The sequence below is a fragment of the Curtobacterium sp. MCLR17_044 genome (assembly GCF_003234435.1).
Lineage (GTDB): Bacteria > Actinomycetota > Actinomycetes > Actinomycetales > Microbacteriaceae > Curtobacterium > Curtobacterium flaccumfaciens.
Genome location: NZ_QKTC01000025.1, coordinates 12,742 through 31,677, shown reverse-complemented (window position 1 = coordinate 31,677; position 18,936 = coordinate 12,742). Strand labels below are relative to the sequence as shown.

Here is an 18,936-nt window from a genome sequence, read left to right as displayed (position 1 = left end):
CTCACTGGGCTTTCACAGCCTACGGAGGAGGCCATGTGGAGAACCTGTGCGGCCGGACAGCAGTCCGCTCAGGTCCGGCCGTGCGCGCGAGCGGGGATCTGGGTCGCGAGCTTGCCGCCGGAGACGTCGAGCAGGGTGCCGGTGATGTACCCGGAAGCGTCGCTCGCCACGAAGACGAGCAGGTCGGCGACGTCGTCCGCGGTCTCCCACCGGCGGAGCGACAGCGTGTCGAGCAGGCGGTCCTGCGCCTCGGCCGGCATCGTCGCGAAGCCGTTCATCGCTGTCGGCACCATGCCCGGTGCGTAGGCGTTCACGGTGATCCCCCACGGGCCGAGCTCCGACGCCAGGACCCGGGTGAACGAGACGACGGCGGCCTTCGACGCCGCGTAGGCCGCGCTCCCGACGCTGGGCACGATCGCCGCGAACGATGCGGCGTTGATGATCCGCCCGCGCCCGGCGGCCTGCATCACCGGAGCCACGGCCTGGCTCATCAGGAACGTGCCGCCGAGGTTGACGTCCATGCAGCGGCGCCAGGCGTCCCACTCCAGTTCGGCGACCGTGCCCGTGACGTTGATGCCGGCGTTGTTCACCAGCACGTCGATCGTGCCGTGCCGCCGGACGACCTCGTCCACGGCGTCGCGAACCGACTGCGGGTCGGCGACGTTGCACACGACGTGGTCGAGCGGGAAGCCCGGCTCGAAGGCCAGGTCGAGCGCGACGACGCGGCTCCCCTCGCTGACGAAGCGGTCGGCCAGCGTGCGGCCGATCCCGCGCGCTGCGCCGGTCACGACCACCACGCGGTCGGTCAGGTCGAGGTGCATCGTTGCTCCCGTCGTCGGTGCCTTGAATAGGCATACTATTCGAGCATGACGGATCAGCGTGTGCTCTGGGTCACGGGTGGGGGCAGCGGCATGGGGGCCGCGAGCGCCGAGGCAGCGGCGCGGGACGGTTGGACCGTGGTCCTCAGCGGGCGCCGTGCCGACCGGCTCGAGCAGGTCGCACGCACCATCCGCGGCGCCGGGGGAACCGCGGACGTCCTGCCCCTCGACGCGAACGACCCCGATGCCGTCGCAGCCGCGCGGGACACCGTGCTCGGGCGGCACGGGCGGCTCGACGGGCTCGTGCTGGCGGCCGGGCTCAACGCACCGAGGCGTCGGTGGGACGACCAGTCGCTGACCGACTTCCGCGCGATCGTGGACACGAACCTCACCGCCGTCGTCTCGCTGGTGGACGCCGCGCTGCCGGCACTCCGCGCGGCCGGCGGCGTGGTCGTCGTCGTGTCGTCGTACGCCGGGTGGTCCTTCCAGCCGGGGGCGGGTGTCGCGTACTCGGCGAGCAAGTCGGCGCTCGCGTCGGTCGTCCGGACGCTCAACCAGCAGGAGGCCAAGCGCGGCGTGCGTGCCACCCACCTGTGCCCGGGTGACGTCGCGACGGACTTCCTCGACCAGCGGCCGGAGGTCCCCGACGCGGCCGCGCGGCAGCGCATGCTCCGACCGGAGGACATCGGGCGGACGGTCGCCTTCGTGCTCGGGTCGCCGGCGCACGTGCGCATCGACGAGCTCGTGCTGTCGCCGGTCTCGCAGCGGTGACGAGCACCTTCGAACGGGTCCTCGACCAGGTCGGTGCCGCCGTCGTCTCCGGCGCGGTCGCCGTGGGCAGCCGCCGGAGCGTCGACGACCTGGTGACCTGGACGGGCGCCAGTCGCAGCATCGTCCGCGAGGCCGTCCGCGTCCTCGTCGCGCTCGGCCTGCTCAGCGCACGTCGCCGGGTCGGCGTGACCGTCCTCGGTGTGCGGGAGTGGGACGTCCTGGACCCGCGCGTGGTGCGGTGGCGCCTGCGGGGCCCCGACGGTGACCGCGTGGCGGTCGAGCTCCGCGAGCTGCGGGCGGCGGTCGAACCCGCCGCCGCTGCCGCAGCGGCCCGGCGAGCGGCGCTCGACGCGTGCGCGGACCGACGGGAGGCCCTCCGCACCACCGCGGACGAGCTCGCCGCCGCCGCGACCCGCGACGACCGCCTCGACTTCGTGGCCGCGGACGTGCGGTTCCACGCGCTCGTGCTCGACCTGTCCGGCAACGCCCTGTACCGACGCCTGCACCAGGTCGTCGGCCAGGTACTGCGCGAACGCGGGAGCATCCGCCCGGACCGGCACGACGTCGGCCTCCACCTGGCACTCGCCGATGCCGTCCTCGACGGCCGCCCGGACGACGCGGCCTCGACCATGCGGGCGATCGTCGACCGCACGTGAGCGGAGCGCGCCGGACCTGCGAGGATGGACCCCGGCGCGCCCCTCCGGTGCCCGTGGAGGGTGAGTCGTGGACGCAGCACAGGACCTGGTCGTCCAGCTCGTCGGCACCCCGTGGGCGTTCTTCGTGGTCGGCCTCGTGCTCGCCGTGGGCAGCGTCGCGGTCTTCCTGCCCAGCCAGGCACTCGTCGTCGCGATCGGCACGCTCCTGGTGGGCGGTGACGGCGGTCTCCTGCCGGTCCTCTTCCTCGTCGTCGCGGCGTCGATCGGGATGGTCCTCGGCGACCTCGGGCTCTACCACCTGGCGCGGTCGGTCGACCTCGGCTCGAGGTCGTGGTTCGCGCGTCCGAAGGTCCGCGCGGCCCGGGACGCCATCGACGGCCGCTACCGTGCTGCTCCCGGACGCATCGCGGTGCTCGGACGCTTCATCCCGATGGGCCGGTTGACGACGAACCTGGTCGGCGCCGACAGCGGGCTCGACCTCCGGCGGTTCCTGCTCAGCTGCGTGCTCGCCGACGTCGTGTGGGCCGCGTACTGCGTCGGCATCGCCTCGGCCACCGGGCGCTGGAGCCGCGAGCAGCCCTTCCTCGTCACGACCCTCGCGGTCGTGGCGTCGATCCTGCTCGGCCTCGCGATCTCCGCGATCGAGAAGGCCGTGCGACGACGGAGTGAGGCTGCGGCCGCGGCCTGACGAACGTAGGCTGAGCACCCCGTTCGAAGGAGAACCCGTGCTGCTCGACGACCTCGTACCGGACCCCGACGCGCTCGAGCGCATCGCCACCGGCAGCACCTGGGCCGAGGGGCCCTGCTGGATCCCGTCGACGCGCACGCTGCGGTGGTCCGACATCCCCGGCGACCGGATCCTGCAGTGGCACGCGGACTCGGGGGAGACCTCGGTGTACGCGGACGGTGTCGAGTTCACCAACGGCCGCACGCTCGACCGGGACGGCAGCGTCGTGCAGTGCTCGCACGGGCTGCGTCGGGTCGAGCGGGACCGCGACGGCGTCGTCACGCCGATCGTCGACGTGTGGGACGGCGGTCGGTTCAACTCCCCGAACGACGTCGTGGTCGCGCGGGACGGCGGCGTCTGGTTCACCGACCCCGCCTACGGCATCACCCAGCCGCGCGAGGGACACCCGGGCGTGCGTGAGTACGGCGACCACTGGGTGTTCCGGTGCGGCCCGGCGGGCGAGGACCTGCGACCAGTGGCGACCGACCTGGACGAGCCGAACGGCCTGGCCTTCGACCCGGACGAGCGGGTGCTGTACATCGCGAGCTCGTCGGGCGACGAGCCGGTCATCCGCGCCTACGACCGCCGAGGCGACCTGCTGAAGAACGGCCGGGTGTTCGCGCGGCTCGAGCCCGGAGAGGGTGCGCCGGACGGCATCCGGGTCGACGTCCACGGCAACGTCTGGTCGTCCTCGCACCGCGGCGTCGTCGTGTTCGACCCGACGGGTGCCCGGATCGGTGCGGTCGCCGTGCCGGAGGTCACGTCGAACCTGTGCTTCGGCGGCGACGAGGGCACGACCCTCTTCCTGACCGCGACGACGTCCGTGTACCGGATCGCCACGACGACGCGGGACGCTGCCGTATCCTGACTCGGCCATGCAGTGCGACTACTTCGACCGCGGGGTGTGCCGGTCGTGCACGCTCATGGGCCAGCCCTACGCCGACCAGGTCCTCGACAAGGAACTCCGCACGCGCGAGCTCCTGCACGCCGCGGTCGAGGCCGCCGGGGGCCCCGGAGCGGTCTCCTGGTCGCCCGCGATCACGAGCCCGGAGTCGGGGTACCGGAACAAGGCGAAGATGGTCGTGGGTGGGACCGTCCAGCACCCCACCGTCGGCATCCTCGACCACCGGCAGCGCGGGGTGGACCTGCGGCACTGCGGGATCTGCACGCCCGGCATCCGGCACGCGTTGCCCGTGCTGGCCGAGTTCGTCTCGACCGCCGGGCTGATCCCTTACGACGTCGCCGCGCGCCGGGGTGAGCTCAAGTACGTCCTGGTCACCGAGTCGCCCGACGGCGAGCTGATGATCCGGTTCGTGCTGCGTTCCGAGGGGCAGCTCCCGCGGCTCCGCCAACACCTCGACGCCCTGCGTGCCGCACTGCCGAACGCGGTCGTGGTGACCGCCAACCTGCTGCCCGAGCACAAGGCCGTCACCGAGGGCGACCGCGAGATCGTGCTGACCGAGCAGGAGACCCTGCCGATGCGGCTCGGCGGGATCACGATGCACCTGCGGCCGCAGAGCTTCTTCCAGACGAACACCGGCGTCGCGACCGAGCTGTACGCGCAGGCGACGGCCTGGATCGACGAGCTCGACCCGGCATCGATGTGGGACCTGTACTGCGGCGTCGGTGGTTTCGCGCTGCACGCTGCCCGTCCCGGCCGCGTGGTGACCGGCATCGAGACGAGCGCCGAGGCGATCCGCTCCGCGAAGCAGTCCGCTCGTGAGGCCGGCCTCGAAGGCCTCCGGTTCGCCGCCGACGACGCGACCGAGCACGCCCTCCGGGCTCGTCCGGACGCGGTGCCCGAGCTCGTCGTCGTGAACCCTCCGCGTCGCGGGATCGGGGAGCGGTTGTCGACCTGGCTCGAGGAGTCGGACGTCCAGCACGTCGTCTACTCGAGCTGCAACCCGGTGACCCTGGCGAAGGACCTGGCACGCATGCCGTCGTTCCGGCTGCGTCGGGCCAGGGTGCTCGACATATTCCCGCAGACCGGTCACCTCGAGGCCGTGACCCTGCTCACGCGCGCCTGATCCCGACCGCCGATCGGCATTGCCAGGCAATTGCCAAGGACACGTACCCGGGTACGCCTCGATCACCATGGCCATGGGCATCGAGCCGTTCAGGTTCTGGGGCGGGGTACATAGCATGCACGGGTAGAACCGTTTGTCTCGGTTTGATAACGGTCAAGAGTTTCCTATGGTTGCCGACCGAGGTGCCGCCGGCCCGATGACCACTGCCCCCGGTGGCGCACCCCCACAACTGACCGCGATCGGTCGGGGTGGGCAGTGGATCCCGCAACAGATGCGGCTCGTGACCCCGGTGGAGCAATCACATGAAGAAGCTTTCCCGTACCCGCACCATCGTCGGCGGCCTGGCGTTCGCCGGCATCGCCGCGACCGGTGTCGGCCTCGCGGCAGCCCCCGCGAACGCAGCGTCCGGTTCGACCTGGGACCAGCTCGCGCAGTGCGAGTCCGGCGGCAACTGGGCCATCAACACCGGCAACGGCTACTACGGCGGCCTGCAGTTCAACCTCGGTACCTGGCAGGCGAACGGTGGCGCGGGCAACCCCGCCTCCGCCAGCCGCGAGGCCCAGATCGCCGTCGCCGAGCGTGTCCTCGCCTCGCAGGGCTGGGGTGCATGGCCCGCCTGCTCCGCCCAGCTCGGGCTGAGCGGCACCAGCGGTGCAGCCCCCACCGCGGCGGCTCCGGCCCCCGCACCGGCTCCCGCGCCCGCACAGCAGGCCGCCCCGCAGCCCGCTGCCCCGGCACCGGCTCCCGCCGAGCAGGCAGCCCCGCAGCCGACCGCGCCGAGCACGACCGAGTCGACGCCCGCCCCGGCAGCGACGACGCCGAGCAAGCCGGCCCCGGTCAAGACGAGCGGCAAGACGTACACGATCGCCCCGGGTGACACGCTCGACACGATCTCGACGAAGCTCGGGATCGACGGCGGCTGGAAGCAGCTCTGGGCCGCGAACACGTCGACCATCGACGACGCGAACCTGATCTACGCCGGCCAGGAGCTCCAGCTCCCCGCCTGATCTCTCCGCAGACCGAACACGACGACGCCCCACGACCTCGAGTCGTGGGGCGTCGTCGTGCGTGCGGTGCCGGGCTACTGCGGGTTGTCGGCGAGCCAGCCGGCGACGTCGTCGGACCGGAGCGCCTGGGACAGGGACCCGACCGAAAGCTGGTTCAGCGTCACGATCGACTGTCCGTCCGGTGACGTCCCGGAGCCCGCCGTCGGTACCGTGAAGGTCACGAGGTCGTCGGCCCGGACCGCGCGGAGCGACCACCCGAGTTCCGCCATCCGAGCGAAGGTGAACCCCGCGTCGACCGACAGGTGCTCACTGGTCGCGGCGACGAAGTCCTGGATGCGCCCGGGGTCGGTGACCGTGCCGCGGGACAGCAGTCCGTCCACGACGCCGCGCATGAACGCCTGCTGGTTGCGGACCCGGGTGTGGTCGGCGTCGGCGAAGGCGTGACGCTCCCGCACGAAGGCGAGTGCGTCGGCGCCGTCGAGGCGATTCGTCCCCGCCACGAAGTCGTGGTGGGCGGTCGAGAAGGCCTGCGGGGAGGACACGGTCACGCCGCCGAGGGCATCGGTCATGTCCGCGAACCCGGTGAAGTCGATCTCGGCGACGTGGTCGACCCGGACGTCCAGGAGCTGCTCGACGGTCTGCACGGTCAGGGGTACCCCGCCCCAGGCGTACGCGGCGTTCATCTTGGCGCGCCCGTGCCCGGGGACCTCGACCCAGGAGTCCCGCATGATCGACATCAGGTAGACGTGCTGACGATCGGCGGGCACGTGCGCCAGCATCAGGGTGTCCGAACGCCCGCCGGACGTCGAAGGGCCACCATCGGGGTTGCCCTGCGCCCGGGAGTCGGAACCGATGAGCAGGACGTTCTCACCTGACGTCGGCGTCGGTCGGGTGCCGCTCGGAAACGGGTTCGTGATGGTCTCGCGTCCGGCGTCGAAGCTCCGAGCGAGTCCGCCGACGAACACACTCGCCACGACGGCGACGACCAGGGCGACACCGACGAGCGAGCCGAGCGTCGTGATCAGCGCGACCAGGAACGGCCGCCGCCGCCGTCTGCTGCTGGCGGCGTGGTGAGCGTGTGCAGCGGCCGCCCGGGCGGTTCGGCGTTCGGACATGCGGGGCTCCTGTGGTCGGGTCGGCACGCACCGACCACAGGATCTTATCGCATGTGGTATTTCATAACCAGTGTTTCACTCGGGCTGTGGCTTGGCGAGCAGTTCGCCCAGTGCTGTCCGGAGCGCCGGGTCCTCCGGCAGGACCTCGCGCTCGATGTGCCGCGCGGTCTCCCAGGCGGATCGGCCGGCAGTCGTCACGCTCACCACGCGGCGCCGACGATCGGCAGGGTGCGGGGTGCGCTCGACCAGGCCGTCCCGCTCCATCCGCTCGAGCGTGCGGGACATCGTCTGCGGCTGGACCCGGGCGGTGCGGGCGATGGTGTCCGCTCCGGTCGGACCGGTCCGGATGAGGATGTCGATCGCGACGACCGCGGCGTGCGAGAGCCCGATGGCGCGGAGTCGTTCGTCCCAGTCCCGTTCGACGGACCGTGCAGCCGCGGACAGCAGGCGCCCGAGGGGCCACTGCTCGCTCGTGTCCTGCATGCCGTGATTCTATGGTCGTCAGGAGCGCTCGACGGTCAAGTGATCAGCATGCTGACGATCGGTGTACGCTCACCGACGTGTCCCGCTTCCTCCGCATCGTCCTCCCCGCGCTCGTCATCGTGGTCTGGCTCGGCATCGCCTCGGTCGGCGGTCCCTTCTTCGGCAAGATCTCCGAGGTCTCGACCAACGACCAGACCTCGTTCCTGCCCGCCTCGGCCGACGCCACGAAGGTGCAGGAACTGTCCTCCGAGTTCCGCGACGAGTCCGGAGCGCCCGCGATCATCGTCCTCGAGCGCGACGGCGGCCTGACGTCGACCGACCTCGCCGACGCGAAGACACTCGCCACGACGCTGTCCGACCGCGCCGACGTCGATGCCGTCAGCCCCGTGATCCCGAGCGAGGACGGCGACGCGGTCGAGATCGTCGCCACACTCACGCAGGACGCCGAGACCGGGGACGCGGTCGAGGCCATCCGGGCCGACGTCGACGACGCACTGCCGTCCGGTGTCAGCGGCTACGTCACCGGCCCGGCCGGGTTCACCGCGGACCTGACCGAGGCCTTCGCCGGCATCGACGGGCTGCTGCTCGGGGTGGCGCTCGCCGCGGTGTTCGTGATCCTGATCATCGTCTACCGATCACCCCTGCTGCCCGTCCTCGTGCTCGGGACCGCCACGTTCGCCCTGTGCGCCTCGATCCTCGTGGTCTGGTGGCTCGCCAAGGCCGACATCGTGACGGTCAACGGGCAGGTGCAGGGCATCCTGTCGATCCTGGTGATCGGCGCGGCGACGGACTACGCGCTCCTGTACACCTCGCGCTTCCGGGAGGCGCTGCGCGACCACCGCACCGGCTGGGACGCGACGAAGGCCGCCCTGCGGGGGAGCCTCGAGCCGATCCTGGCGTCGGGCGGCACGGTGATCGTCGGGGTGCTCTGCCTGCTGCTCTCCGACCTCAACTCGAACAAGGCGCTCGGCCCCGTCGCGGCCATCGGCATCGCGTTCAGCCTGCTCGCCGCCCTGACGCTCCTGCCCGCGCTGCTGCTCGCGTTCCGCCGCGCGGCGTTCTGGCCGCTGCGTCCCGCGTTCGGCAGCGCCCACCCCGTGCTCACCGGTCCGGACGCCCGCGGCATCTGGGCGCGCGTCGGCCGGCTCGTCGCCCGTCGGTCCCGGGTGGTGTGGATCGTCTGCACGGTCGGCCTGCTCGCGATGGGTGCCGGCCTGTTCGGACTCAAGGCGGACGGGGTGCCGCAGAGCGACCTGATCATCGGGTCGTCGCAGGCCCGTGACGGTCAGGACGTGCTGGCCGACCACTTCCCGGGCGGCTCGGGCAGCCCCGCGCAGGTCATCGGCGCGGAGCGCGACCTCGACCAGCTCGTCGACGCGATCACCGCGGTGGACGGGGTCGACGGTGTCGTCGCCGCAGCGAAGGACAGCCCCGCCGGGACCGTCCCGGTGACCGGGTCCGCCGCCGGCAGCAGCACGCCGACCGTCTCCCGCGGTGACGTCCTGCTCGAGGCGACGCTGTCCGACGCCGCCGACTCGGACGCCGCCGAGCAGACCGTCCGCGACCTCCGCACCGCCGTCGAACGGGTCGACCCGGGAGCGATCGTCGGTGGCGTCACCGCGACGGCGGTCGACACGAACGACACCGGCATCCGTGACCGCACCCTGATCATCCCCGTGGTGCTCGTCGTGATCCTGCTGATCCTGATGCTCCTGCTTCGCAGCATCGTCGCGCCGCTCGTGCTGATCGGCAGCGTGATCGTGTCCTTCGCGGCGGCCCTCGGTGTCGGAGCGCTCGTCTTCGACCACGTGTTCCACTTCCCGGGCGCGGACCCGAGCGTCCCGCTGTACTCGTTCGTGTTCCTGGTGGCACTCGGCGTCGACTACAACATCTTCCTCATGACACGAGTGCGCGAGGAGGCGCTGCGGCACGGTCCACGCGAGGGCGTCCTGCGCGGACTCGGCGTGACCGGCGGGGTGATCACGTCCGCGGGCGTCGTGCTCGCCGCCACGTTCGCCGCCCTCGGCGTGATCCCGATCCTGTTCCTCGTGCAGATCGCGTTCGTCGTCGCGTTCGGCGTCCTGCTCGACACGATCGTGGTCCGCTCGCTGCTCGTCCCGGCGCTGGCCTACGACCTCGGGCACCGTGCCTGGTGGCCGTCGCGCCTCTCGCGCACGAACCCTGACATGTGACACGCTGGGTCCATGCCAGTTCCCTCGACGCAGCCCGCTGCCGAGCGCAAGCTCCTCCGTGACACGGTGCAGGACAAGATCCGCGACGCCATCATGGACGGCACGCTCGAGCCCGGGGAACGGCTCAACGACGACGACCTGATCGCCTGGCTCGGTGTCTCCCGCACCCCGATCCGCGAGGCCCTCGCCGAACTCGCCCGGGCCGGACTCATCGAGATGGCGCCGAACCGCTACACCCGGGTCGCGGCACCGACGAAGGAGGAACTCCTCGACGCGTACCGCACCCTCGGCGTGATCTACGGCGGCGTCGTGCGGCTCGCGGTGCCCCGGTTCACGGACGCGCAGCGCAGGAAGATCGTGAAGATGCTCGACGACGTGCACGCGCGGGTGAGCGCCGACGAGCAGGACCAGGTGGCGCGCGACGGAGCCGGCATCTACGCCATGTGGGCCGACGCCTGCGGCAACCCGTCGCTCGTGCAGCTCTGCAACTCGACGACGGACGGGCTCTCGTTCAAGCTCCGCGTGCCGGAGCTCGCCGAGCTCCTGCCGGCCGACGTGATCCTGCCCGAGCTGACGAAGCTCAAGGACGCCGTGGTCGCGAAGGACCCGATCGCTGCGGAACTCGCCATGGAGGCGATCCACCTGCTCCCGTCGCGCGACTAGCGCGCCGAGCGCGACCAAGGGGCGGACTGGAGGCCCGTGGCGACCCCGCCACGGGCCTCCAGTCCGTCACGGGGTGACGGCGAGTACGGGGTGACCTTCCAGGCGCATCCCATGTCCGTTCCCCGCGCGGCGGTTATGGTTTCCCGGTGAGCAACGAACCCGAGCAGACGACCGAGCCCGCACACCGCGGTGCTGCGACGCCGCGCCACGGGCGCCAGAAGCGACGCGCAGGCGTCGTGTTCCCGGCCGTCGCGGGGGTGCTCACGATGGCCCTCCTGCTGGGCGTCGGGTACGCGGGGTACGCGTACAACCAGCTGTCCGACGGCGTCACGATCGTCAACGCGATCACCGGCAAGAAGGACACGAAGGACGACGTCGACGGCAAGGCGCAGAACATCCTGCTCGTCGGGGACGACCACCGGCCGGAGAACGCCACCCCCGAGCAGATGGCGGAACTCAGCACGACGTCGGACGGCGGTGCGACGAACACCGACACGATGATCGTCCTGCACATCAACGCCGACGGCAGCCAGGCGACGATGATCTCGTTCCCCCGCGACTCGTACGTCGACATCCCGGACGTCGGCAAGGGCAAGCTCAACAGCGCCTTCTACTACGGCACGCTCAACGGCGGTGGCGACACCGGCGGTGCGAAGATGCTCATCAAGACGATCGAGAACCTGAGCGGCCTGCAGATCGACCACTACGTCCGCGTCTCGCTGCTCGGCTTCTACCAGGTCGTCAAGGAACTCGGCCCGGTCGACGTCTGCCTCAACCAGGCCACCAGCGATCCGTACTCCGGCGTCGACCTGCCCGCGGGCAAGTCCTCGCTCAACGCGAAGGAGGCGCTGTCCTTCGTGCGACAGCGCCACGGCCTGCCGAACGGTGACCTGGACCGCAACGTCCGCCAGCAGTACTTCCTGTCGCAGGAGGCCCGGAAGGTCACGTCGGCGGGGACGCTGCTCAACCCGGTGAAGATGGGGAACATCCTCAAGGCCGTCGGCGGATCGATCCAGACCGACACCGACCTCATCGACCTGGCGTCACAGATGCGCAACCTGCGGCCCGGCAACATCCAGTCCGCCACGATCCCGACGCTCGGCACGCCGACGATCTACGTGAACGGGTCCGCCCTGTCGATCGTCGAGGTCGACACCGTCGGCCTGCCCGCGTTCGTGCAGGGCCTGGTCGGCGAACCCGAGGCGTACACGAAGGCCGGCCGCGCACAGCCGGCGAACACCTCGGTCACCGTGCTGAACGGCAGCGGGGTCGAGGGTGCCGCGACGGCTGCGGGGCAGGTCCTGACCGCCCGCGGCTTCCAGGTCGCCCCGGCCGGCTCATCCGCGACGACGAAGACCACCCAGGTGCAGTACCCCGCCGGTCAGGAGTCGCAGGCGAAGGCCATCGCGTCCGTGGTGCCCGGCGCCGTCGCCGTCCGCACCAGTGCGGTCACCGGTGTCACGCTCGTGCTCGGCACCGACGGCAAGACCGCCAAGCCGATCGCGACCGAGCCGAGCGCCGGGGCCTCGACGCCGTCGACCGGCGGTTCGAGCACCGGCTCGAAGCCGACGAAGAAGCCCGCGAAGGAGCCGACGGCCAAGTCGACCGACGTGCACAACTACGGCACCGAGGGCACCTGCATCAACTGATGGGAACCCGCCGGGCAACCGATCGGTAGGTTCTCGGTGTGACCAGCGCCGCACGCCCGATCGTCCTGATGACCTACAACATCAAGAACCCGGACCCCGCGCACGACTGGCCGGCCCGCCTGCCGGTCGTGCTCGACCTGATCCGCCGGCACGACCCCGACCTGCTGTGCGTGCAGGAGGCCTTCGCGCACCAGATGGACGACCTGCGTGCCGGCCTGCCGGACCACGCCGACGTCGGACAGGGGCGCGAGGGCGGTGACGCCGGCGAACACGCCTCCGTCTTCTACCGCCGCGAACGGTTCCGGCCGTCCGACGAGGGGGCGTTCTGGCTGTCGGACACTCCGGACGAGCCCGTCTCGAACACCTGGGGCAGCCTGTACCCGCGGATCGCGAACCACGCCCGGTTCCTCGACGCCGAGGGGCCCACGTTCACGCTGCTCACCACGCACCTGGACCACGAGCCCGGTGCGCACGGTGACGAGGTCCGGGGCCGGAGTGCCGCGCTCATCGCCGAACGACTGGCGGGCACCACCGGCCCGGTCGTGTTCGCGGGGGACTGCAACGAACCCGCGGGGAGCGGGACGGCCTCGCGGGTGTTCGCCGAGGCCGGGTTCGCCGACGCCTGGCTCGCCGCGGGGGACCTCGCCGACCGCACCGCCACGTTCAACGACTGGCAGCCGCCGGTCGACTCGGGCGAGCGGATCGACTGGGTGCTCACCCGCGACGTCAGCGCCGTGGACCGCGTCGTGATCGACCACGACGGCCCCGAGACCTGGTTCGCCAGCGACCACTTCCCGGTGATCGCGACACTGCGGGTCTGAGTCGCTTCAGCAGCTGCGCTGCGCGTGGACGGGCATCGGTGAACCGAGCACCGTGACGGTCGTCTCGTTCGTCAGGGCGGAGACCCCGTTGGCGCCGGCGTCGTCGGAGTGCTCACTCGACTCGTCGTCGTCGTCGTGCCGGTCGGCCCAGCCCTCGCGGAGCAGGAGCTGCCAGGCGCGCGAGTCGTCCGAGCCGTAGGACACCCGCTCCGAGCGGGGAGCATCGGCGATCTCGTCCGCGATGTCGTCGCCCACCCGGACACCGCCGGGGCCGGTCAGCTCGATCTGTCGGCCGAGCACGCTGCGGACCGAGTCGCGCAGCACCCGGATCTCGACGGCGTTGCCGGCCGCCGCGTCGGTCGTCAGGGCTGCGACGCGGATGGCACCGCCCCAGGTGTAGGTGGTGCCTGCGGGGAAGCACGCCCCGCCGTCGCCCTCGGCCGTCTGCGTGCGGGACGGTGTGCCGAGCAGACGGTTCAGGACGCTCACGGTCAGCCCGGAGTCGCGCATCGAGGACTCGACCACGGTGTCGTCGCCGTCCCGGAGCACCAGGGCCTCGGCGTCGAGCTCGATCGAGTCGACCCGTCGGAGTTCCGCCTTCGTGACGTGCACCGGAGCGGCGTCGTGCGAGGTCTCGGCGGCCACGGCCACGTCTGCCCCGAGCCCGGCGGTGCCGTCGAACGCGAGCGCACCGGCCGAGAATGCCAGCACGGCGGCGCCGAGCGCCAGCAGGGTCCGAGGAGTCACCGTTCGACGGTAGGGCCTCGATCGGAACAGAACGACAGGTGTTACCGAATCGGAGCCTGCCCGTCACCGGACCGTGACAAACGAGGATCACGCACCTGCGGCCCTGGAGCGGTGCGGTCGACGGGCGCAGGCCGCTCCGCGCAACGGGGGACAGCCTCCTGGACGGCCCGCAGCGACCCCCTGCGTACCGTCGGCGGCATGACGGACCAGCAGAACGACCAGACCGGGCCTGACCAGTACGTGATGCAGGACCCCACGAAGATGTACGCCGACAAGAAGCCCGACGAGCAGTACCTCGAGGGTGCCGGCACCGACGCGGAGATGGCGCAGAACGTCCCCGCCGACCACGGTGAGGACACCTACCGCGGCTCCGGTCGTCTGACCGGCCGCAAGGCGCTCGTCACCGGTGGCGACTCCGGCATCGGTGCCGCCGTCGCCATCGCCTACGCCCGCGAGGGTGCGGACGTCGCGATCTCGTACCTGCCCGAGGAGCAGGAGGACGCCGACCGCATCGTCGGGCTCATCGAGGCCGCCGGACGCAAGGCCGTCGCACTGCCGGGCGACATCACCTCGCTCGAGGTCTGCGAGCAGCTCGTCGCCGACGCGGTCGAGCATCTCGGTGGCCTCGACATCCTGGTGAACAACGCCGGCAAGCAGCAGAACGTCGACGACATCACCAAGATCTCCGACGAGGAGTTCGACGAGACCTTCAAGACGAACGCCTACGCGACGTTCCGGATCACGAAGGCCGCCGTGCCGCACCTGCAGCCCGGCTCCACGATCATCAACACGACGTCGATCCAGGCGTACGCCCCGTCGCCGCACCTGGTGCACTACGCGGCCACGAAGGCGACCGTGAACAACATGGCGAAGGGCCTGGCCGCGCAGCTCGCGCCGAAGGGGATCCGCGTCAACGCGGTCGCCCCTGGCCCGATCTGGACGCCGCTGCAGCCGGCCGGCGGTCAGCCGCCGGAGGCGCTGCCGAGCGCGGGCGAGCAGACCTACCTGGGCCGCTGGGGCCAGCCGGCCGAGCTCGCGCCGGCCTACGTGTTCCTGGCGAGCGGTGAGTCGTCGTACGTCGTGGGCGAGACGCTGCACGTCGACGGTGGGATGCCGACGCCGTAGGGCGCTGTTCCTGACGGGGCTCTGACGGGAGGCGCGGTGCCGGTGGGTACCGCGCCTCCCGTCGTCCGTGTGGCCGGGCCTACGGCGCCTGGTCGCGTCAGCAGCTGACGGAGCGCGCCATCCGCTCGAGGAGCTCGCGCGCCGACATCGCGGCGGCCAGCTCGACCTCGACGGGGTTGATGCCGATCGCCTGCTCGAACGCGCGACGGCGGGCCTGGTCGGCGATCGGCACCTCGGGGCGCTGGGGCAGCACGGCGATGGCCCGGGCCGCGGCCTCGAACGCACCGGCGGGCCGTCCGAGCTGCTCCCACATGGCCCGGACGTCGTGCGCCACCTGCTCGGGGTCGCCGCCGAACTCGAAGCCGGTCGAGGCCATGGTCGCGAGTCCCTGGGCAGTGGGGTCGTTCGGGGTCATGCCCGCATGGTCGCACGGACGGCCGCGAACCGGCTCGACGTCGGGGTCTGTCCCCCCTTGTGCCGACACCCGTACCGGGGATTCTGGTGTCCCCCGTTCTGCGTTTGGATGGAGGTACCCCGGATCCGGGGTGACACGGACAGGACGTCCGGGGACGACGGAGGGCACGATGCTCGAACACACCAGCGCCGACACGCAGGCCGCTGCGGCCGCGGCGGCCACGCTGCACCTGCGGATCACGATCGTGGGTGCCACCGTCGACCTGCTCCGGGACGTCCCCTTCCACGAAGCCCGGCCCGTGCAGGTCGCCGAGCGGATGGGCATCAGCGTCGCCGAGCTGGAGCAGCACTTCCCGTCGTGGGACGGCCTGGTCCTCGCCGCACTGGACCGCTGGAACGGTGCCCGGATGGACGAGGTCACGCACGAGGTCGGTGACGGCTCGACCGTGGATCTGCTCCGCGCCATCGTCGCCTCGAACGCCGAGGACCCGGCCCTGATGCGCCTGCTCGTCGCCCTGCTGTCCGTCGCGGGCAACCCGGCGCACCCGATGGCGACCTACCTGCGGTCGCGGTACCAGCTCTTCTTCGCGCAGATCAAGCGCGGCCTGGAGCACGACGTCGCCATCGGCCGTGCCCCGCACACGATGGACCCCCGCCGCGGTGCCGAGCAGCTCATCGCCCTGTACGAGGGGCTGCAGCTCCAGGCCCTGCTGCGCGCCGAGCTCGACCTGGTGGCGGCGTTCGACCGCGCGGTCGCCCGGCTCGAGCGCGGCTGGATGGAGCGGTACGAGCCGCAGGCCGCACGCCGTCTGGCGATGTGGGACGACGACGACTCGGGCAGCTGGGAGATCTGACCGGCGGTTCGTCCGCGGAGCGCGATCCTTGCGCCGTCGTGCAGCGCCCCGCGGGTACTCCGGGAGTCGCAACCTGACGGAAGGAACCGACATGGCAGCACCGAACCCCATCCAGGTCCAGAAGTACCTGAGCGGCATCGACTACCCGGCGTCCAAGGACGACGTGGTCTCGACGGCCGAGCAGGAGGGCGCCCCGGACGACGTCCTCGAGGCGCTCCGCGCGATCCCGGACGGCGAGTACGACGCCCCGACCGCGGTGTCGAGCGCGGTGTCCGACGCCGGCTGAGCGCGGCGGACCCACTCGGTGAGCCGAAGAGGTCGGGTGCGTGCATCGCACCCGACCTCTTCTGCTCACGAAGCGTCTTCCGGGGCGGTGCCGGCCGCGCCGCTCACGAAGCGCCGTTCGAGCGCGACCCGCGGGGTACCGAACCGTCGCCGGGGTCGTACCCGGTGTCACGGATGACACGCAGCGCCGTGGTGTCGTTGTGGACCGAGTGCACGACGACCCGACGCGTCCGGCGGAGCGCTCGACGGGCACCGGGCGTCGCGAAGAGCCCACCGAGCACCAGGCCCGCGCCGATCCCGAGTGCCACGGACACCGCTGCCACGAAGTCGAGCGCGGCGCTCGACGACCCGGACATGAAGTTCAGCAGGGCGTTCGACACGGCGACACCGGGCAGCAGCGCCCCGCAGAACGCCGGCACCGCGATCGCCGCCACGGCCGTGCGCATCCGGACGGCCGCGTAGGTCGAGAGCACCCCGAGCAGCACCGCCGCCAGGAACGTCGCCCCGAGGAGCGGCAGCCCGGCGTGCCGCAGCGCCCACAGCGCGGCACCGGCGGCGACCGAGAACACCACGGCGACCGGGATCACGCGGGCGCTGGCCTGCTGCACGAAGCAGTTCGCGCCCGCCGACACCACGGTCAGCGACAGCGACGCCCAGAGCGGCAGGGTCTGCGTCACGATGCCGGACGGGTCGACCTCGATCCGCAGCCAGTGCGTCATCGCGATCCCGGCCGGTACCCCGACCACGATCGCCGCGATGACCAGCCCGATGTAGAACGCCCGGGCCACGGCCATCGCCCGGAACCCCGAGATGGCGTCCTGCGCCCAGGTCACCAGGGACGGGTGCGGCAGCAGGAGCACCACGAGTGCCGCCACCATCGTCGCCGCACCGTTCGCGTTCAGCACCCCGGCCCAGATGGCCAGCGTGCCGATCGCCGACGCCACCGCGCCCTGCGCCCCGGACACGAAGAACTGCGGGTACCCCCGGTCGGTCAGCCAGCGCCCGGAGACGATGATCCCGAGCATCAGCACGAACGCCCCGAGTCCGGCCCGCCACCCGCCGCCGGCCTGCACGGCGATCGAGATGCCGAGGATCGACAGGCCGACGTCGGACAGCCACATCGGCCACCGCGGCGGGAGTCGCAGCACGGCGACCAGGGCGCTCACCGCCGAGGTCATGTCGCGGTCGTCGTGGATCAGGTCGTCGACGATCTGGTTCGCCCGCGCGAGCTTGTCGAGGTCGGAGCCGTCCGATCGCACGGTACGGACCTTGACGAGCGGCGGGACGTCGGCCGGGGCGTACTGGATCGTCACCGAGCTGCCGGAGAAGTCGAGGTCGAGCGGCGCGAGGTTCCACTTCGTCGAGACCGCGACGACGGCCGTCTCGACGCTGCGGGTGTCGGCACCGGAGGCGAGCATGACCTCGGCCAGGTCGAGGCAGAAGTCGACGATCTGGGTCGCCGTGTACTGGTCGCGCCCCTTGGCGTCGGGCTCGACGTGCTCGTAGATCGTCCCGCGCAGACGGGCTCGTGCGTCGCGCAGGTCGTGCTGCGCGAGGCTGCGGCGTCGTGGCCGGGGTGGGCGGCCCGGCTTGTGCGGGCCCGGGGGGTGCTGCTCGGCCATCACGCCATGGTGCCAGTAGACGGCGGCCGAGTCCGGACGTCCGCTGGACGCCTTCGGATCAGCCCCGGCGGCGCGTGCTCAGACGACCGAGGGCGAACGCCGCGACGACCGCGCCCACCAGCACGAGGACCGGTCCGGCGGTCAGCTGCCACGGTCGGCCATTGGCGACGAACGCGTAGTCGGACAGCGGGGCGTACGCGAACCACCCGAAGGACGACGGCGGAGTCGTCAGCACGAACACGATCCCGACGACGACGGCCAGCAGGCCGAGCCAGAGGGCGACGAGGGTCGGGGTGGCGAGGAAGCGGGGCACGGCACCCAGCGTAGGTGGACGACGGACGGGAGGCCCGTGGCGGGGTCGCCACGGGCCTCCCGTCCGTCAGGTGGTGACGCTCCTGCGTCCCGCGCCTACTGCGCTGCGTTCGCTACTGCTCGAAGGTCGCGTGCAGCGTGATCTCGACGCCGGTCAGCGCCTTGCTGACGGGGCAGGTCGCCTTGGCGTCCTCGGCGGCCTTGAGGAAGGCGGCCTCGTCGATGCCGGAGACCTCGCCGCTGACGGTCAGGACGATGCCGGTGAGACGGAAGCCGCCGGCCGGGTCCGGACCGAGCGAGACGTCGGCCTTGACGTCGAGGGCCTCGACCGTGCCGCCGGCCTCGCCGAGGACCGCGGAGAACTGCATGGCGTAGCAGGCCGAGTGGGCGGCGGCGATGAGCTCCTCGGGGCTCGTGGTGCCCCCGGCGTCCTCGGCGGTGCGCTTCGGGAACGAGACGTCGTACGTGCCGACCTTCGAGCTCGAGAGTTCGACCTGGCCGGAACCGTCCTCGAGGCCGCCGTTCCAGGCGGTGCGTGCGGTGCGAGTGGGCATGCCCGCTCCTTTCGTGTGGGGGAGCGGCCCCGAACGGGACCACCACTCTGAGTCAATCGGAGAACGAGCGTTCTCGCAACGGGCTCACGGCGAA

Annotated in this window: 21 protein-coding genes; 13 read left to right on the top strand and 8 right to left on the bottom strand. The window is 71.7% G+C overall.

The window, feature by feature from the left end:
* Positions 1-68 precede the first annotated feature (68 nt).
* Positions 69-821: an SDR family NAD(P)-dependent oxidoreductase gene (locus DEJ04_RS15975; protein WP_111028651.1), complete on the bottom strand. Its 753-nt coding sequence runs from the start codon at positions 819-821 to the stop codon at positions 69-71.
* Positions 822-866: 45 nt separating this feature from the next.
* On the opposite strand from DEJ04_RS15975, the gene DEJ04_RS15970 reads away from it, so the two are divergent.
* The 6 genes from DEJ04_RS15970 (at position 867) to DEJ04_RS18825 (ending at position 6,006) form a co-directional block, all read left to right on the top strand.
* A complete protein-coding gene (locus DEJ04_RS15970; protein WP_181437859.1) occupies positions 867-1,589 on the top strand; it encodes an SDR family oxidoreductase in 723 nt (240 codons plus the stop codon).
* The gene (locus DEJ04_RS15965) at positions 1,586-2,245 is read left to right on the top strand and encodes a FadR/GntR family transcriptional regulator (protein WP_111047710.1); all 660 of its coding nucleotides are present in this window, start codon (positions 1,586-1,588) and stop codon (positions 2,243-2,245) included. Before DEJ04_RS15970 ends, DEJ04_RS15965 begins: the two co-directional genes overlap by 4 nt.
* Positions 2,246-2,312: 67 nt before the next feature.
* Positions 2,313-2,933 (top strand): DedA family protein, encoded by a 621-nt coding sequence (locus DEJ04_RS15960; RefSeq protein ID WP_071404822.1) that lies wholly within the window; start codon positions 2,313-2,315, stop codon positions 2,931-2,933.
* Between the two features lie 40 nt (positions 2,934-2,973).
* Complete coding sequence (locus tag DEJ04_RS15955) at positions 2,974-3,840, top strand: SMP-30/gluconolactonase/LRE family protein (RefSeq protein ID WP_375334740.1); 867 nt, start codon at positions 2,974-2,976, stop codon at positions 3,838-3,840.
* Between the two features lie 7 nt (positions 3,841-3,847).
* The gene (gene rlmC, locus DEJ04_RS15950) at positions 3,848-4,999 is read left to right on the top strand and encodes a 23S rRNA (uracil(747)-C(5))-methyltransferase RlmC (protein WP_111047709.1); all 1,152 of its coding nucleotides are present in this window, start codon (positions 3,848-3,850) and stop codon (positions 4,997-4,999) included.
* Positions 5,000-5,301: 302 nt separating this feature from the next.
* A complete protein-coding gene (locus tag DEJ04_RS18825) occupies positions 5,302-6,006 on the top strand; it encodes a transglycosylase family protein (RefSeq protein ID WP_111047708.1) in 705 nt (234 codons plus the stop codon).
* A gap of 74 nt (positions 6,007-6,080) precedes the next feature.
* On the opposite strand, the gene DEJ04_RS15940 is transcribed toward DEJ04_RS18825, so the two are convergent.
* Together DEJ04_RS15940 and DEJ04_RS15935 are read right to left on the bottom strand one after the other, a co-directional pair.
* On the bottom strand, positions 6,081-7,121 hold the full coding sequence (locus DEJ04_RS15940; RefSeq protein WP_111047707.1) for an LCP family protein: 1,041 nt from the start codon (positions 7,119-7,121) through the stop codon (positions 6,081-6,083).
* Positions 7,122-7,196: 75 nt separating this feature from the next.
* Positions 7,197-7,604, bottom strand: a complete 408-nt coding sequence (locus DEJ04_RS15935) for a MarR family winged helix-turn-helix transcriptional regulator (RefSeq protein WP_111047706.1) — start codon at positions 7,602-7,604, stop codon at positions 7,197-7,199.
* Positions 7,605-7,681: 77 nt separating this feature from the next.
* Here DEJ04_RS15935 and DEJ04_RS15930 point away from each other — a divergent pair, with 77 nt between their 5' ends.
* From DEJ04_RS15930 to DEJ04_RS15915, 4 genes are all read left to right on the top strand, one after another.
* Positions 7,682-9,796 carry an efflux RND transporter permease subunit gene (locus DEJ04_RS15930; protein ID WP_111047705.1) on the top strand — a complete coding sequence of 705 codons (2,115 nt, stop codon included), beginning with the start codon at positions 7,682-7,684 and terminating at the stop codon, positions 9,794-9,796.
* A 12-nt stretch (positions 9,797-9,808) separates the two neighbouring features.
* Positions 9,809-10,459 carry a GntR family transcriptional regulator gene (locus DEJ04_RS15925; protein ID WP_111047704.1) on the top strand — a complete coding sequence of 217 codons (651 nt, stop codon included), beginning with the start codon at positions 9,809-9,811 and terminating at the stop codon, positions 10,457-10,459.
* 146 nt (positions 10,460-10,605) lie between these two features.
* Positions 10,606-12,108: an LCP family protein gene (locus DEJ04_RS15920; RefSeq protein WP_111047703.1), complete on the top strand. Its 1,503-nt coding sequence runs from the start codon at positions 10,606-10,608 to the stop codon at positions 12,106-12,108.
* A gap of 38 nt (positions 12,109-12,146) precedes the next feature.
* Positions 12,147-12,929, top strand: a complete 783-nt coding sequence (locus tag DEJ04_RS15915; protein WP_111047702.1) for an endonuclease/exonuclease/phosphatase family protein — start codon at positions 12,147-12,149, stop codon at positions 12,927-12,929.
* Between the two features lie 6 nt (positions 12,930-12,935).
* Here DEJ04_RS15915 and DEJ04_RS15910 read toward each other — a convergent pair whose 3' ends face one another.
* The gene (locus tag DEJ04_RS15910) at positions 12,936-13,676 is read right to left on the bottom strand and encodes a hypothetical protein (RefSeq protein ID WP_111047701.1); all 741 of its coding nucleotides are present in this window, start codon (positions 13,674-13,676) and stop codon (positions 12,936-12,938) included.
* Between the two features lie 198 nt (positions 13,677-13,874).
* Between DEJ04_RS15910 and DEJ04_RS15905 the strand changes: the two genes are divergently transcribed.
* Entirely contained in the window at positions 13,875-14,801 is a 927-nt protein-coding gene (locus tag DEJ04_RS15905) for an SDR family oxidoreductase (protein WP_111047700.1), read from the top strand.
* Between the two features lie 97 nt (positions 14,802-14,898).
* Here the strand turns inward: DEJ04_RS15905 and DEJ04_RS15900 are convergent, their stop codons facing one another.
* Positions 14,899-15,216, bottom strand: coding sequence for a hypothetical protein (locus DEJ04_RS15900; RefSeq protein WP_111024588.1), 318 nt, complete (start codon positions 15,214-15,216; stop codon positions 14,899-14,901).
* A gap of 169 nt (positions 15,217-15,385) precedes the next feature.
* Here DEJ04_RS15900 and DEJ04_RS15895 point away from each other — a divergent pair, with 169 nt between their 5' ends.
* Both DEJ04_RS15895 and DEJ04_RS15890 read left to right on the top strand, forming a co-directional pair.
* Complete coding sequence (locus DEJ04_RS15895) at positions 15,386-16,069, top strand: TetR/AcrR family transcriptional regulator (RefSeq protein WP_027467173.1); 684 nt, start codon at positions 15,386-15,388, stop codon at positions 16,067-16,069.
* Positions 16,070-16,160: 91 nt separating this feature from the next.
* Positions 16,161-16,355, top strand: coding sequence for a DUF2795 domain-containing protein (locus DEJ04_RS15890; RefSeq protein ID WP_027467172.1), 195 nt, complete (start codon positions 16,161-16,163; stop codon positions 16,353-16,355).
* A 103-nt stretch (positions 16,356-16,458) separates the two neighbouring features.
* Here DEJ04_RS15890 and DEJ04_RS15885 read toward each other — a convergent pair whose 3' ends face one another.
* The 3 genes from DEJ04_RS15885 to DEJ04_RS15875 form a co-directional block, all read right to left on the bottom strand.
* A complete protein-coding gene (locus DEJ04_RS15885) occupies positions 16,459-17,976 on the bottom strand; it encodes a threonine/serine exporter ThrE family protein (protein WP_111047699.1) in 1,518 nt (505 codons plus the stop codon).
* A 58-nt stretch (positions 17,977-18,034) separates the two neighbouring features.
* A complete protein-coding gene (locus DEJ04_RS15880) occupies positions 18,035-18,289 on the bottom strand; it encodes a hypothetical protein (RefSeq protein ID WP_111047698.1) in 255 nt (84 codons plus the stop codon).
* A gap of 112 nt (positions 18,290-18,401) precedes the next feature.
* On the bottom strand, positions 18,402-18,842 hold the full coding sequence (locus DEJ04_RS15875; protein WP_027467170.1) for an OsmC family peroxiredoxin: 441 nt from the start codon (positions 18,840-18,842) through the stop codon (positions 18,402-18,404).
* Positions 18,843-18,936 lie beyond the last annotated feature (94 nt).